We start from the raw sequence: 14,186 nt of genomic DNA, 5'->3' as shown, positions 1-14,186 counted from the left end.
ACGTTCAAGGCATGCGACTCGACAAATATACGGTGAAGGCACAGGAGGCGATCCAGGAGGGTCAGTCCCTCGCCCGCCGGGCCGACAATCCCCACTACGAACCGGAGCACCTGGCCACGGCGCTCCTGGGTCAGAAGGACGGCCTCGTCGAACCCCTGCTGCGCAAGATTGGCGTGGACGTGAAGCTGTTCGCCGGCCGGCTCGGTGACGCGCTGCAGAAACTGCCGCGCATGCAGGGCGGCGAGAGCGCCATGCTCAGCCAGCGCCTGATGAAGACGTTCGACAAGGCCGAGGACGAGGCCAAGGCGCTCAAGGACGAGTTCACCTCCTCCGAACACCTGCTCCTGGCGCTCACGCAGGACAAGGGCGCGGTGGGCGAGGCGATGAAGTCCTCGGGCGTGACGCGCGAGCGCGTGCAGGCGGGCCTCAAGGAGGTGCGGGGGTCCGGCCGCGTGACGAGCGCGGACGCGGAGTCCACCTACCAGGCGCTGGAGAAGTACGGCCGCGACCTCACGGAGGCCGCGCGCGCCGGGAAGCTGGATCCCGTCATCGGCCGCGACGAGGAGATCCGTCGCTGCATCCAGGTGCTCAGCCGCCGCACCAAGAACAACCCCGTCCTCATCGGTGAGCCGGGCGTGGGCAAGACGGCCATCGCGGAGGGTCTGGCCCGACGCATCGTGGACGGCGACGTGCCGGAGGGCCTGAAGAACAAGCGCCTCATCACCCTGGACCTGGGCGCGATGGTGGCCGGCGCGAAGTACCGCGGCGAGTTCGAGGAGCGCCTGAAGGCCGTCCTCAAGGAGGTGTCCGACGCCGCCGGGGAGATCGTCCTCTTCATCGACGAGATGCACACGCTCGTGGGCGCCGGGAAGGCCGAGGGCGCCATGGACGCGGGCAACATGCTCAAGCCGGCGCTCGCGCGCGGGGAGCTGCACTGCATTGGCGCGACGACGCTGGACGAGTACCGCAAGCACATTGAGAAGGACGCCGCGCTGGAGCGCCGCTTCCAGCCGGTGTTCGTGGGCGAGCCGTCCGTGCATGACACCATCAGCATCCTGCGCGGCCTGAAGGAGCGCTACGAGGTCCACCACGGCGTGCGCATCCAGGACAGCGCGCTCGTCGCCGCGGCCACGCTCAGCCACCGCTACATCGCGGACCGCTTCCTGCCGGACAAGGCCATCGACCTGGTGGATGAGGCCTCCAGCCGCCTGCGCATCGAAATCGACTCCATGCCCACGGAGATCGACGACATCCGCCGCAAGGTGACGCAGCTCGAAATCGAGCGCGAGGGCCTGCGCAAGGAGACGGATCCGCACTCGCGCGAGCGCCTGGCCCACATCGAGAAGGAGCTGGCGAACCTCAACGAGAAGTTCAACACGCTCAAGGCGCACTGGGACGAGGAGAAGAAGTCCATCGCCGCGCTGCGCACGCTCAAGGAGAAGCAGGAGAAGGCGCGCAACGATCAGGCCGCGGCGGAGCGTCAGGGCGACCTGAACCGCGCCGCGGAGCTGAAGTTCGGCGTCATCCCGGGCCTGGAGAAGGAGGTCGCGGCGCAGAACGCGAAGCTGGCGGAGCTGCAGAAGCACCAGAAGTTCCTCAAGGAGGAAGTGGACTCCGAGGACATCGCCTCCGTGGTGGCCAAGTGGACGGGCATCCCCGTCTCCAAGCTGCTGGAAGGCGAGATGCAGAAGCTGGTGCACATGGAGGACCGGCTCGCGCAGCGCGTGATTGGCCAGCGCAGCGCCATTGAGGCCGTGTCCAACGCCGTGCGCCGCGCGCGCAGCGGGTTGCAGGATCCGAACCGGCCCATCGGCTCGTTCATCTTCCTGGGCCCCACGGGCGTGGGCAAGACGGAGACGGCGAAGGCGCTGGCGGAGTTCCTCTTCGACGACGACACGGCGATGGTCCGCATCGACATGTCCGAGTACATGGAGAAGCACGCGGTGTCGCGGCTCGTCGGCGCGCCCCCGGGCTACGTGGGCTACGAGGAGGGCGGCCAGCTCACGGAGGCCGTGCGCCGCAGGCCGTACACGGTGGTGCTCTTCGACGAAATCGAGAAGGCGCACCACGACGTGTTCAACATCCTGCTCCAGATCCTGGATGAGGGCCGGGTGACGGACAGCCAGGGCCGCACGGTGGACTTCCGCAACACGGTGCTCATCCTCACGTCGAACATCGGCTCGCAGGCCATCCAGGACGGCATGGCGGGCACGGAGGTGCTCAACGAGAAGACGCGCGGCGAGGTGATGGACGCGCTGCGCGGGCACTTCCGTCCGGAGTTCCTCAACCGCGTGGACGAGGTCGTCATCTTCGAACCGCTGCGGCGCAAGGACATCTACCGCATCGTCGACATCCAGTTGGCGAAGCTCCAGAAGCTGCTCCAGGGCAAGCGCCTGGCGTTGGACCTCACGGACAACGCGCGGGAGCTCCTGGCCGAGCGCGGGTACGACCCGACGTACGGCGCCCGGCCGCTGAAGCGGGCCGTGCAGAAGTACCTGTTGGATCCGCTCGCGCTCAAGGTCCTGAGCGGCGAGTTCGCACCGGGAGAGACCATCCAGGCGGATGCGGGCCCCGACGGGCTCACCTTCGCCAAGGTGCTGGTGGACAACGCCAAGGGCGTGAAGCCCGCGGCGGACTGAGACGCGCCCCACGCGCGCCTGAAGCCCGGGACGGGCTGCCTTCCCCTTGCCGGGAGGCAGCCCGTCTGCTTTTGGCCTGGCGTCAGGTGCGGCGGTGCTTGTCGTAGAGCGCGTCGCGCCAGGCGATGAGGTCCGGGAAGCGCGCGGCGAGGCCCGCGTGGGTCCACACCTCGCGCGTGGCGGGGCCCAGCGGCAGGTGGCGGTCGTCCACGGGGCGCGCGAGCACGAGCATCACCGCGGCGGTGATGTCCGCGTAGGTGAAGACGCCCTCCAGGTAGGGCCGGCCGCCCAGCGCCGCGCGCAGCCGCTCGTAGGCGGGGACGACGGTGGCCTCGATGGCGTCCTCGGTGCTGACGGGCACCTGGTGCTTGCTCATGACGTAGCGCATGCCCAGGCGGGCGGTGGGCGCGGACAGCCGGCGCAGCCAGCCCGGCACGAACTTCGGCAGCGCTTCGGCCTGGGCCCCGGTGCTCGCGAGCATGCGCGGCATCGCGTAGGTGCGCGCCACGTCCAGCACCTGCTCGCTGGTGTCGTTCCAGCGGGTGATGGCCGCCAGGTGCTCCTGGGGGAAGAGCGGAGCGCCCTGCCCCAGCTCCTCCGCGCGCTTCGCGATGGCGAAGGAGCCCTGGACGGCGGCGCCGGGCGGATCGACGAGCAGCGGCACCGAGCCCTTCGTGCCGGGGGCCACCTGCTTGCGCAGCCAGCGCTCCTGGATGAGCGGGATGTAGTCGTGGAAGCGGTAGGCGACGCGGTGGTGATCCAGGGCCCACCGGGCCTTCTCCGTCCAGCCCGAGGCCGTCAGTCCGACGAGGGTTCGCATAGGGACCGCGACCCTAGCAGCCCCCGGCGGCGGTCTTCACCGCTCGCGCAGGAAGGCCTCCAGTTCGGACAGCCGCAGCACGCGGGGCTCCGGGGTGGGGAGCACGGCGTCGCGGGCGGCGGTCACCAGGGCCCGGGCCCGCTCCGGCTCGCGGTGGGCCTTGCGCAGGGCGAGCGCCAGGGTGAAGCGGATGACGGCCAGCTCCAGGGGCGGCGCCTCCGTCTTCTCCCACTGCGCCAGGGCCTCGCCCAGCCACCCGCAGGCACCGTCCGCGTCGCCGCGCTCCAGGGCCAGCTCTCCCAGCGTCTGCCCCAGTTCGGGGTACGGCGGCGCGGTCGCCCCCGCGAGCTTCTGGTGCAGGGCCAGGGCCTCCTGGGCCGCGCGCCAGCCCTCGGAGAGCTGCCCTGCCCGTGCGAGCGTACTGGCCAGGTTGCGCAGGGCGTAGCCCAGGTCGGCCTCCGCGCCCATGTCCCGGAGGATGGCCACCGCGCGCTTCGCGGACGCGACGGCCAGGTCCGGCCGGCCCATGCGCAGGTGGACCTCCGTCGCGTTCAGCGGCGGCTGGGCGAAAATGGGATCCTTGCGCCCATCCAGGGTCGCCGCCTCCCGCTCCGCCTCCAGCGCATCGAGCAGCGTGAGCGCCTCCGCCATGCGGCCCTGGTTGATGATCGCCAGGGCCAGGTTGTTGCCCGTGCGCACGCGGTAGGTGGAGCCTGGAGGGAATTGCGCCTGGGACAGGGTCAGGGCCTCGCGCAGCTGCCGCTCCGCCTCCGCGTAGAGGCCCAGGGTGAAGACCACCGCGCCCAGGTTCGCGCGCAGGCCGAGGACGTAGCGCACCGGCTGGCCCGGGCCGAACATGCGCTCGTAGCGGGCGAGGCCCTGCTGGAAGCAGTCGCGCGCCTCCGTGTAGCGGCGCAGCTCCATCAGCGTGCTGCCCCGGTTGTTGAGCACCATCGCGACCTTGGGATGGTCCGGGCCATAGGCCGCTTCGAGCAGGGCCTGCGTGCGCTGGTTGTGCACGAGCGCCTCTTCGCTCCGCCCCATCTTCCGCAGGGCCGACGACAGCAGCAGCAGCCCCCGGGCCAGCCGCGGGGAGTCCTTGCCGTACAGCCGCTCCTGGAGGGACTGGGACCGCTGGAGGAGGGGCAACGCCTCGGCGGCGCGGGCCTGCTGCACGAGCGAGCTGGCCTGGGACTCGAGCAGCCGCGCCTCCAGCTCCGCGTTGCCTCCCGCGCGCTCCAGCAGGGCCTGGGCCTGCTCGGCGTGGAGCTTCGCCTGCTCCGGACGCTGGGCGACCTCAGCGTCAACGTAGACCTGCTGCACCACGGCCTCGGTGGCGTGCAGGTCGTCGCGGCCCGCGAGCGACGCCAGCATCGCGCGGCGCAGCGTCGCGGTGGCCGCCTCGTCGCGCAGCATGGCGCGCGCCTCGCCTTCGACGAGCAGGGCCTCGCCCAGGAGCGGCTTGTAGCCGAGCGCCTCCGCCTCGGTGACGACGGGGCCCACGCGGTCCACGGCCTCCTGCCACCGGTCCGCGCGCAGGCGGGCGCGCGCCTCGTCGAGCTTCGCGTAGGCGGCCTTCACGCGCGCCGCGACTTCAGGGCGCTCCGGCGGGGGCACCGGCTGCGAGAGCGCCTCCACGTCCGCGCAGCGGGACAGGGGGCTCAGGGCCTGCACCGTCTCCGGGGCGCTCGCGACGCCGTCCCGGTTCGCGGTGAGGAGCACGTCCGTGAGCGCCCCCAGCTCGCGGCGCCGGCGCTCCAGGCAGTTCATCCGCAGGTCCATCACCGCCTCGGACTGGTTGCCGCGTCCCCGCGTGGCCTCGCAGGCCTGACGGCGGCTGTCGTGCCAGGACGCGGCATACGCATCCAGCGCGCGTGAGGCGGCCTCGTGCGCGGCCACCGCGCCCGGCGCTCCCGTGGCCTGGAAGGCCTTGAGCAGCGCGGCCTTCCTGTCCGCGTCCCAGACGCCCACTAGCCGCGGCGAATCCTCCACGCAGGGCGGCGCGCCCATCACCACGAACACGGTGGCCGCGACGGCGAGCAGGCCCGCGCCCACCCCGGCGACCGCCACCTTCTTGCTGAACGCGGGGAAGGCGGCGCGCTCCAGCGCGTCGAGCAGGGCCGGCATGGAGGGGTGCCGCGCGCCCGGCTCCGGTGACAGGCCCCGCACGAGCAGCGCGTGCACGGCGCGGGGCACGGCGCCCCGGTTCGCCAGGCCTCCCTGCTCCGGCGACGGCGGCTTCTGGCCGTGCAGCCCTTCGTACAGCGACACGCAGAAGGCGTATTGATCCGAGCGCGCGTCCGCGGGGGCTCCCGCGAGCACCTCCGGAGCGATGTAGCCGGGCGTGCCCGCGACGGTGGTGACCACCGCCGGAAGGCTCGGGGACACGATGTCACCCGTGCCGGCGTCGATGCGGGGCGTGTCTCCTGAAGGCGCTGGCGTGGCGGTCGCGGACTCCACGCGCGCCAGCCCGAAGTCCGTCACCCGGGCGCGCCCCTCCTTGTCCACGAGCACGTTGTCCGGCTTGAAGTCCCGGTGCACGACGCCCGCCGCGTGCGCCGCCGCGAGCCCCCTGCCCGCCTGGAGGTACAGCCGCACGACGTCGCGCCACGGGCGCTCGGAGGCCCGCAGGTGCTGGCGCAGCGTGCCGCCCTCCACCAGCTCCATCGCGATGAAGACCACGCTGCCGAACGTGCCCACGTCGTGCACGGTGACGACGTGCGGGTGGCGCGTGCGCGCGGCGGCCTGGGCTTCGCGCAGCAACCGCTCCGTCATGCCCCCCGTGCCGTCAGCCTCGGGCAGCGTGCGCAAGAGCTTCAGGCCGATGCGACGGTCGAGGCTTGGGTCATAGGCCGCGTGGACGACGCCCATCCCCCCCGCGCCCAGCCGCTCCAGCACCACGTAGCGGCCCAGCACAGTGCCCTGCGCGATGAGCGGCATTCCCGAGGCGGACAGGCGCGCGCCCGGAGACTCCGACACGAGCAGCACCGTGCGCGCAGCGTGCACGTCGGGCGCGGGCGCGGCACGCACGCGCAGGAACTCCGCCAGGGCGTCCCGGCAGGACGGGCACGCATCCAGGTGCGCTTCCGCGCGCGAGCGCAGGGCCGGTGAGGGGATGCCGTCCGCGAGGTCGAGCAGCTCGACCTCCTCCAGGTGGGACGCGGAATCGGACATGGACGGCCTTCAGCCTTCCTTCAAGAGGGACGCGATGCTGACCTCCAGGCTGCCGTCCAGGACGCGCAACAGGCTGTCGAGCTGCGAGGTGTTCAACGCGAGCCGCCGGGCCAGGCCCTCGCGGGTGTGTTCCAGGAGCGAGTCCCGGGCCTTCGCCATCCACCGCGACACCGTGGAGGCGTGCACCTGGTGCAGCGCCCCCAGCGACTCCACGCCCAGGCCCTGCACGAGCCCCAGGCGCAGCAGGTTGCGGTCGCGCGGGGACAGGGCCGCCAGCGCTTCGGCGAAGGCGGCGCGGAAGGCCGGACGGTAGCGGTGACGGATGAGCTCCAACTCCGGGTCCTGCGTTCCCAGCGCGACGGCGAGCGCCCCGTCGTCCAGCGGGCTGGTGCGCTCCGGCCGGCGCTTGAGCGACAGCGCCACGCCCAGCGCCACGGCCTCCGTCCACCGACGCAGCGAGCCCCGGCCCGCGTACGTCTTGAGGCGTGGCACCTGGGAGCCCTCCTCCACCAGGAGCCTCAGCCGGGTGAGCTGGAGCACCTCGTCCACGAACGCGTTCGAGTCCTCCACGCGGCGCACCGCGCGGCCGGCGGGAACCAGCGCGGTGGCCTCCAGCGCCCCCAGGGCGGCCCGGTGCCCCTCCACCGCCGCCAGCGCCAGGTACAGGTCCTCGCAGCACAGCGAGGCCAGCGCCTTCGCGGGAGGCTCCTCCTTGGACGTGTGCAGGCCCAGGTGCGCGGCGAAGTCCCCGGGCTTGAGCCAGGCACCGGACCACGCCTGCTCACAGCGCGCGATGACCTCCGTCAGCACGGACGCGAGCCCGACCTCCTCGTCGGGAGACAAGGCCCGCGCGCCCCCTACAAGGAAGGCAGCGACCAGTTCGGAAGTGTGGGTCGACATGGCCTCGCGGTCGGCCCCCAAAGACCGACCGGCGCGGAACGTTAGCGAATGGGTCGGACACGGCGGAAGCCCCCTGCCCTCCTCCGTCACGGACACTGTCCGCTCCACGCAGGGGCACCGGCCCGGGTCCATTGAGGTGGCTTCCATGAAACCCTACCTGCAAGGTCGCCATGGTTCGCGGCGCCGGGCATGCGGCCACGGCCGGCCCGGGGCCTCCCGGCGACAGGCGCCACCGGGGCGGGAAGACGCCGCGGACGCTGGGGTCGAGCCGCCCTGGTGCGTCCGGTGATGACACCCGCTCGCCGAAGTTACGAAACCCGACAGGGGGTGCGTGGCCCTGGCGATGGGCGGGGCGCGGACCGGCGAGGGCGTTAAGGGAGCGCTCCCTGGAGGAATCGCGACATGAAGATTGGAATCATTGGCGCCGGCTTCATTGGTGGAACCCTCGCCCGGCACTGGGTCAAGCTGGGGCATGAGGTGGTGATCGCGAACTCGCGCGGGCCGGAGACGCTGCGGGACTTAGCGGCGGAGACGGGCGCGAAGGCCGTCACCCTCACCGACGCGGTGAAGGGCGTGGAGGTCGTCGTCGTGTCGATCCCCGAGAAGGCGATCCGCGACCTGCCGAAGGACCTCTTCGCGAGCGTGCCGAAGGAGGTCGTCGTCATCGACACGGGCAACTACTACCCCGCCCGGGATGGCGACATCGCGGAGATCAACGGCGGCATGCTGGAGAGTGAGTGGGTCGCGAAGCAGCTCGGCCGGCCGGTCATCAAGGCCTTCAACAACATCTACTTCAAGAGCCTCCTGGAGAAGGCCGCGCCCCGGGGCACGCCGGGCCGCATCTCCCTGTCCGTCGCGGGCGATCCCCCGGAGGCGCGGGCAAAGGTGCTCCAGTTCGTGGACGAGCTCGGCTTCGACCCCGTCGACGCTGGGGGCCTCGCGGACTCCTGGCGCCAGCAGCCGGGAACGCCGTGCTACTGCCATGACTTCGATGCGGCGCGCATGAAGCAGGCGCTCGCCGAAGCCGACCGCGCCCGCATCCCGAACTACCGCGAAGCCGCCGATGACTCGGTGAAGCAGTTCTTCGCATCGCAGCAGAAGGACTGAGCGGGCCAGCAGGGCTCCGGTCGCCGTGAGTGTCCACCCATGTCCCCGTCCACCGAAGCCCCGCTGCTCATCACCGCCGAAGCGGATCCGGAGAGCTTCGCGCGCCTGGACGGGCTGCGCCGTCGGTACTTCCCGCCCGAGCGCAACCTCATCCCCGCGCACGTCTCCCTCTTCCACCACCTGCCGCCCCGCGAACACATGAGCGTGGAGGCCGCGCTCGAAGCCGCCGCCGGACGCGCCGCCCCCACGCTCCACTTCGGAAGGCTGCGCCGGCTGGGCCGGGGCATGGCGGTGGACGTGGAGGCGCCAGGCCTGGGCGCCGTCCACCAGGAGCTGTCACGCGCCTTCGCGCGGTGGCTCACGCCGCAGGACCAGCAGCCCTTCCGGCCCCACGTCACGCTGATGAACAAGGCCACGCCGGAGGAGGCCACGGCCGCCTTCGCGGAGCTCTCCACGGGCTGGGCCTCCTTCGACGGACATGCGCCCGCGCTGCTGCTGTGGCGCTACCTGGGCGGCCCGTGGGAGCGGGTGCGCCGCGTGCCCTTCACGGGCCTCGCAGGATGAGCTGCTCCACCGCCGTGCGCACCGCCTGGAGCAGCGACGGATCCCTCACCGCGATGAAGATGGTGTCGTCGCCGGCCACCGTGCCCGCCAGGCCCGCCACCTCCTCACGGTCCAACGCCACCCCGAAGATCTGCGCGTAGCCGGGCGCCGTCTTCAGCACCAGCATGTTGGGCGGCGCCTCGATGATGGCCACGCGCGGCGCGATGGCCGCGACCACCGGCGGCGCCTCCGTGCGCTGATAGCGGCCGTTCACCTTCTGCACGCTCAACTTCTTGAGCCGCCGCGACAGCGTGGACTGGCTGGGCGCGTGCCCCGCCGCCTCCAGCAGCTCCTGGAGCACGGCCTGATCGGTGATCTCCTGCCGGGAGATGAGCTGAAGGATGGCCTCGTCCAGGTTCATTCACCGCCACCTTGCATGCGCATGAATACGCACGCAAGTCGCATGAAAATCCCCAAGAATGTTCTTGCGCGCTGCGCCGTTCTGCATAATATCCGCGCCTCCTTGCTGAATATGCACGCATTTTTGTGCATATTCAGTGATCCCCACCCATCCGGCGCGGCCGGGGGAGCACGAAGCCCATGAAGCATGTCACCCGCATCCAGGACCTGGGGCCGGAAGGCGTCGAGGCGGTCCTCTCGCAGGCGGCCGCGTGGAAGCAGAAGGACCCCGGGGCGCTGTTCCCCGGGAAGATCCTGGGCATGGTGTTCTTCAATCCGTCGCTGCGCACGCGCACCTCGTTCGAGGCGGTGATGCTGCGCGCGGGTGGTCACGCCATCGTGCTCGACGTGGGCTCTGGCGTGTGGAAGCTGGAGGACCGCCCGGGCGCGGTGATGAACACGGACCGGGCGGAGCACATCAAGGAAGCCTCGCCGGTGCTGTCGCGCTTCGTGGACATGCTGGGCATCCGCACCTTCTCCCAGGGGGGCGGCGACGAGGAGGACGAGGCGGACCCCGTCATCAACGCCTTTCGCAAGTGGGCCACCGTGCCGGTGGTGAGCATGGAGTCCGCGCGCGAGCACCCCTGCCAGGGCCTGGCGGACGCGCTGACGCTGCGTGAGACGTTCGGCACGACGAAGAAGCTCCCGGTGACGCTCACCTGGGCGCCGCACATCAAGCCGCTGCCCAAGGCGGTGCCCAACTCGTTCCTGCTGTCCGCGGCGGCGGCGGGCTGCGAGGTGCGCGTGGCGCATCCTCCGGGCTTCGACCTGCACCCCGCCGTGCGCGCGGAGGCGGAGGCGTACGCGAAGGCCACCGGCGGCAGCATCACCTACACGCACGACCAGGACGAGGCGCTGGTCGGCAGCCGCGCGGTGTACGCGAAGTCCTGGGGTCCCACCGCGGCGACGGCGAACTCGCCCGCGGACGTGGCGGCGCTGCTCGCGTCGTACTCCGGGTGGATGCCCACGCGGCGGCACATGGCGAAGGCCTCCAAGGACGCCGCGTTCCTGCACTGCCTGCCGGTGCGGCGCAACGTGGAGGTCGCGGACGACGTGCTGGATCACGCGAGCAGCCGCGTCGTGGACGAGGCGGGCAACCGCTACCACGTGCAGCGCGCCCTGCTGGCCTGGATGCGCGGCGGCTGAAGTCCCACGCCCCACCGCCCTCCCCTTCCACTCCCTTCTGACTTTCCAGAGGTCCCCCGTGCCCTTGTCTCCCGACCCGTACGCCGCACTCCGCAACGCGGCGAAGTACGTGAAGCAGTTCCGCAGCAAGACGTTCGTGGTGAAGCTGGGCGGCGCCGTGCTGAGCGACCCGCGCACCCGCAAGACGGCGTGCGAACAGATCGCCCTGCTGTGGGCCTTCTCCATCCGCCCCGTGGTGGTGCACGGCGGCGGCCCGGAGCTGGACGCGCTCTGCGACGCGCTGCACCTGCCCATCGAGAAGGCGGCCGGCCGCCGCATCACCTCCGCGCCGGTGCTGGACGCGGCGAAGATGGTGCTCGCGGGCAAGCTGCACACGGACCTGCTGGCGGACCTCCAGGCCGCGGGCGTGCCCGCCGTGGGCCTGTCCGGCGTGGACGCGGGCCTCATCAAGGCGCGCCGCCGCCCGCCCGTCATGGTCACCGAGCCCGGTGAGACGCAGGGGCGCATGGTGGACTACGGCCTCGTGGGCGACATCGAGTCGGTGGACACGCGCGTCGTGGAGCACCTGCGCTCCGCGGACTACGTGCCCGTCATCGCCCCGCTGTCCGGAGGCCAGGACGGCGCCGTCTACAACACCAACGCGGACACCGTGGCGGCGGCCATCGCGGCGGCGCTGCATGCCGAAAAGCTCTTCTTCCTGGTGGAGGTGCCGGGGCTCCTGAAGGACGTCTCCGACCCGTCGTCCGTCATCTCGCTCGCCACGCTGTCGGACCTGGCCTCGCTGGAGGCCGAAGGCCGGCTCACGGGCGGCATGCGGCCCAAGGCGCACGCCATGCGCCACGCGCTCGTGGGCGGCGTGGGCAGCGTGCACCTGGTCAGCGGCAAGCAGTCCGACGCGCTCCTGGAGGAGGTCTTCACCAACGAGGGCAGCGGGACCATGGTCGTGCGCGAGCATCCGGTGAAGCACGGTGAGGCCAGGGGTTGAACCCCACCGAGCTGCTCACCGCGCTGGTCGCGACGCCCAGCGTCTCCGGTGACGAGGCCCGCATCGCGGACCTCGTGGCCGGCCAGGCCGAGTCCTGGGGTGCCCGCGTGCACCGCCAGGGCCACAACGTCTGGTTCAGCGTGGGCAGCGGCCCGAAGCGCCTGCTCGTCAACTCGCACCTGGACACGGTGAAGCCGTGCGCCGGGTGGACCACCGAGCCCCACGAGGCCGTGTGGAAGGACGACACCCTCTACGGCCTGGGCGCCAACGACGCCAAGGGCTGCGTCACCGCCATGCTCCTCACCGCGAAGGCGCTCCTGGAAGAAGGCGCGCCAGAGGGTGTGGAGCACGTCTTCGCGCTCACCGCCGAGGAGGAGACGGGCGGCAAGGGCCTGGGGCCCCTGCTCCCCACGCTGGGGCCGCTGGACGCCGCCATCGTGGGCGAGCCCACGTCGCTCAAGCCCTGCACGGCGCAGCGGGGCATGCTGCTGCTGCGCTGCATCGCGCACGGGAGGTCCGGCCACGTCGCGCACGCGCACGCGGGAGGCCTGGGCTCGGAAGCCAACGCCATCCTCAAGGCGGCCCGGGACATCCAGGCCGTGTCCGCGCTGCGCTTCCCCGCGCACCCGCTGCTGGGTGAGGCGCGGGCGCAGGTGACGCAGGTGTCGGGGGGCCTGGCGCGCAACCAGGTGCCGGACCGGTGCGAGTTCTTCGTGGACCTGCGCACCACGCCGGGCATGGACCACGCGAAGGTGGCCCAGGACGTGGGCGCGGCGCTGGAGAGCGAGGTGGTGGTGCACTCGGCGCGCTACCTGCCCAAGGGCACGCAGGACACGCACCCGCTGGTGCGCGCGGCGGTGGCGGCGGCGGGACAGGGCACGGTGGGCTCCAGCACTACGTCCGACTGGGCGTTCCTGGGCGACGTGCCGGCGGTGAAGGTGGGGCCGGGCGACACGCTGCGCAGCCACCAGGCGAACGAGTACCTCACGCGCGCGGAGCTGGAGGCGGGGCTCGCGTTCTATCGACGACTGCTGCACGGCTATGCCGAGGAGGTGGCGCGTGGCTGAGACATTGTGGGGCAAGGGCCAGCCGCTGGACGCGGCCATCCACGCCTTCACCGTGGGCGACGACCCCGTGGTGGACCTGTCGCTCGTGCCGCACGACGCGCTGGGCAGCGCCGCGCACGCGCGCATGCTCGCGCACGTGGGCCTGCTCGCGCCGGAGGCCGCCACGTCGCTCGTCGGCGCGCTGAAGGCGCTGCACGCCGAGGCGCGCGCGGGCCGCTTCGTCATCCGCCCGGAGCAGGAGGACGGCCACACCGCGCTGGAGGCCGCGCTCGTGGAGCGCACGGGTGAAGCCGGCAAGCGCATCCACCTGGCGCGCTCGCGCAACGATCAGGTGCTGCTCGCCCTGCGCCTGTACCTGCGCGAGGAGCTGCTCGCCCTGGGCGCGCGCACGGCGGAGTTGGCCGGGACGTTCCTCGACTTCGCGCAAGCGCACGCGGACCTGCCCCTGCCCGGCTACACGCACCTGCGCCGCGCGATGCCGTCCACCTTCGGGCTGTGGGGCATGGCGTTCGCCGAGGGGCTGCTGGAGGAGCTGGAGGCGCTCAAGGGCGTGTGGGGCCGGATTGATCGCTGTCCGCTGGGCGCGGCGGCGGGCTTCGGCGTGCCGCTCCCCATCGACCGTGAATATGTCGCGCGGCTCCTCGGTTTCAGTCGGGTTCAACGCAGCCCCATCGACGCGCAGGACAGTCGGGGGCGGCATGAGGCGGCGCTGCTCACCTGGGCGTGCTCGGTGGCGGGCACTCTGGAGAAGTGGCTGTGGGACGTGCAGCTCTACAGCATGGACGAGTTCGGCTTCCTGGCCCTGCCGGATGCCTTCACCACGGGCTCGTCCATCATGCCCCAGAAGAAGAACCCGGACGTCGTGGAGCTGGCGCGAGGCCGCTGCCGCGAGCTCCGGGGCCTGGCGCACCAGGTGGAGGCGGTGGCGGGCGGGCTTCCGTCCAGCTACCACCGTGACTTCCAGCTGCTGAAGCGCCCCACCTTCCAGGCGCTGGCCAGCACGAAGGCGCTCCTGGAGGTGCTGGCGAGGCTGGTGCCCGCGCTGAAGGTGAACGCGGACAAGGCCCGCGCGGCGTGCGACGACTCGCTCTACGCCGCGCACCATGCCTACGCCCTGGTGGCGCAGGGCCTGCCCTTCCGCGACGCGTACCGGGAGGTGGGCCGCCAGCTGAACGACGGCACCTTCCAGCCGGACCGCGGCGCGCTGACGGCCACCCACCTGGGTGGCGCCGGCAACCTGGGCCTCGCCACCGCGCGCGAGGAACTGGCGGACGCGCGCGAGTGGCTCACGCGCACCCACGCGCAGCAGACCCAGGCCGCCGAGCGCGTCTGGGCCGCCTGAGTCT

The 14,186-nt window shown here is 72.0% G+C and carries 11 protein-coding genes; 7 read left to right on the top strand and 4 right to left on the bottom strand.

Going from position 1 to position 14,186, the window contains the following annotated elements; genetic code table 11:
- Positions 1-11 precede the first annotated feature (11 nt).
- The gene (gene clpB / locus OV207_RS07215) at positions 12-2,639 is read left to right on the top strand and encodes an ATP-dependent chaperone ClpB (protein WP_267553737.1); all 2,628 of its coding nucleotides are present in this window, start codon (positions 12-14) and stop codon (positions 2,637-2,639) included.
- 82 nt (positions 2,640-2,721) lie between these two features.
- On the opposite strand, the gene OV207_RS07210 is transcribed toward clpB, so the two are convergent.
- The 3 genes from OV207_RS07210 to OV207_RS07200 are packed head-to-tail and all read right to left on the bottom strand — an operon-like array spanning position 2,722 to position 7,533.
- Complete coding sequence (locus OV207_RS07210) at positions 2,722-3,459, bottom strand: glutathione S-transferase N-terminal domain-containing protein (protein ID WP_267553735.1); 738 nt, start codon at positions 3,457-3,459, stop codon at positions 2,722-2,724.
- A 36-nt stretch (positions 3,460-3,495) separates the two neighbouring features.
- The gene (locus OV207_RS07205) at positions 3,496-6,633 is read right to left on the bottom strand and encodes a serine/threonine-protein kinase (protein WP_267553733.1); all 3,138 of its coding nucleotides are present in this window, start codon (positions 6,631-6,633) and stop codon (positions 3,496-3,498) included.
- A 9-nt stretch (positions 6,634-6,642) separates the two neighbouring features.
- Positions 6,643-7,533, bottom strand: coding sequence for a hypothetical protein (locus OV207_RS07200; protein ID WP_267553732.1), 891 nt, complete (start codon positions 7,531-7,533; stop codon positions 6,643-6,645).
- A gap of 402 nt (positions 7,534-7,935) precedes the next feature.
- Here OV207_RS07200 and OV207_RS07195 point away from each other — a divergent pair, with 402 nt between their 5' ends.
- Together OV207_RS07195 and OV207_RS07190 are read left to right on the top strand one after the other, a co-directional pair.
- A complete protein-coding gene (locus tag OV207_RS07195; protein WP_267553730.1) occupies positions 7,936-8,640 on the top strand; it encodes an NADPH-dependent F420 reductase in 705 nt (234 codons plus the stop codon).
- A 39-nt stretch (positions 8,641-8,679) separates the two neighbouring features.
- Positions 8,680-9,204 (top strand): 2'-5' RNA ligase family protein, encoded by a 525-nt coding sequence (locus OV207_RS07190; RefSeq protein WP_267553728.1) that lies wholly within the window; start codon positions 8,680-8,682, stop codon positions 9,202-9,204.
- Here the strand turns inward: OV207_RS07190 and OV207_RS07185 are convergent.
- Positions 9,185-9,604, bottom strand: a complete 420-nt coding sequence (locus OV207_RS07185; RefSeq protein ID WP_193347994.1) for an arginine repressor — start codon at positions 9,602-9,604, stop codon at positions 9,185-9,187. The two genes, OV207_RS07190 and OV207_RS07185, sit on opposite strands and share 20 nt — an antisense overlap.
- A 179-nt stretch (positions 9,605-9,783) precedes the next feature.
- On the opposite strand from OV207_RS07185, the gene OV207_RS07180 reads away from it, so the two are divergent.
- The 4 genes from OV207_RS07180 to argH are packed head-to-tail and all read left to right on the top strand — an operon-like array spanning position 9,784 to position 14,182.
- The gene (locus OV207_RS07180; RefSeq protein ID WP_193347993.1) at positions 9,784-10,788 is read left to right on the top strand and encodes an N-acetylornithine carbamoyltransferase; all 1,005 of its coding nucleotides are present in this window, start codon (positions 9,784-9,786) and stop codon (positions 10,786-10,788) included.
- 58 nt (positions 10,789-10,846) lie between these two features.
- On the top strand, positions 10,847-11,773 hold the full coding sequence (argB, locus tag OV207_RS07175) for an acetylglutamate kinase (protein ID WP_193347992.1): 927 nt from the start codon (positions 10,847-10,849) through the stop codon (positions 11,771-11,773).
- Positions 11,770-12,840 carry a M20/M25/M40 family metallo-hydrolase gene (locus OV207_RS07170; RefSeq protein ID WP_267553725.1) on the top strand — a complete coding sequence of 357 codons (1,071 nt, stop codon included), beginning with the start codon at positions 11,770-11,772 and terminating at the stop codon, positions 12,838-12,840. Before argB ends, OV207_RS07170 begins: the two co-directional genes overlap by 4 nt.
- The gene (gene argH / locus OV207_RS07165; RefSeq protein WP_267553723.1) at positions 12,833-14,182 is read left to right on the top strand and encodes an argininosuccinate lyase; all 1,350 of its coding nucleotides are present in this window, start codon (positions 12,833-12,835) and stop codon (positions 14,180-14,182) included. The genes OV207_RS07170 and argH overlap by 8 nt, the downstream gene beginning before the upstream one ends.
- Positions 14,183-14,186 lie beyond the last annotated feature (4 nt).

It is taken from the genome of Corallococcus sp. BB11-1 (assembly GCF_026626625.1).
GTDB classification, from domain to species: Bacteria; Myxococcota; Myxococcia; order Myxococcales; family Myxococcaceae; genus Corallococcus; species Corallococcus soli.
The sequence above is the reverse complement of the archived record's forward strand: the minus strand, read 5'-3'. Positions and strand labels throughout refer to the sequence as shown.

Bases quoted from the DNA above. Each gene is read 5' to 3' on its own strand.
- clpB (WP_267553737.1), top strand. From the start codon at position 12: ATGCGACTCGACAAATATACGGTGAAGGCACAGGAGGCGATCCAGGAG.
- OV207_RS07210 (WP_267553735.1), bottom strand. From the start codon at position 3,459: ATGCGAACCCTCGTCGGACTGACGGCCTCGGGCTGGACGGAGAAGGCC.
- OV207_RS07205 (WP_267553733.1), bottom strand. From the start codon at position 6,633: ATGTCCGATTCCGCGTCCCACCTGGAGGAGGTCGAGCTGCTCGACCTC.
- OV207_RS07200 (WP_267553732.1), bottom strand. From the start codon at position 7,533: ATGTCGACCCACACTTCCGAACTGGTCGCTGCCTTCCTTGTAGGGGGC.
- OV207_RS07195 (WP_267553730.1), top strand. From the start codon at position 7,936: ATGAAGATTGGAATCATTGGCGCCGGCTTCATTGGTGGAACCCTCGCC.
- OV207_RS07190 (WP_267553728.1), top strand. From the start codon at position 8,680: ATGTCCCCGTCCACCGAAGCCCCGCTGCTCATCACCGCCGAAGCGGAT.
- OV207_RS07185 (WP_193347994.1), bottom strand. From the start codon at position 9,604: ATGAACCTGGACGAGGCCATCCTTCAGCTCATCTCCCGGCAGGAGATC.
- OV207_RS07180 (WP_193347993.1), top strand. From the start codon at position 9,784: ATGAAGCATGTCACCCGCATCCAGGACCTGGGGCCGGAAGGCGTCGAG.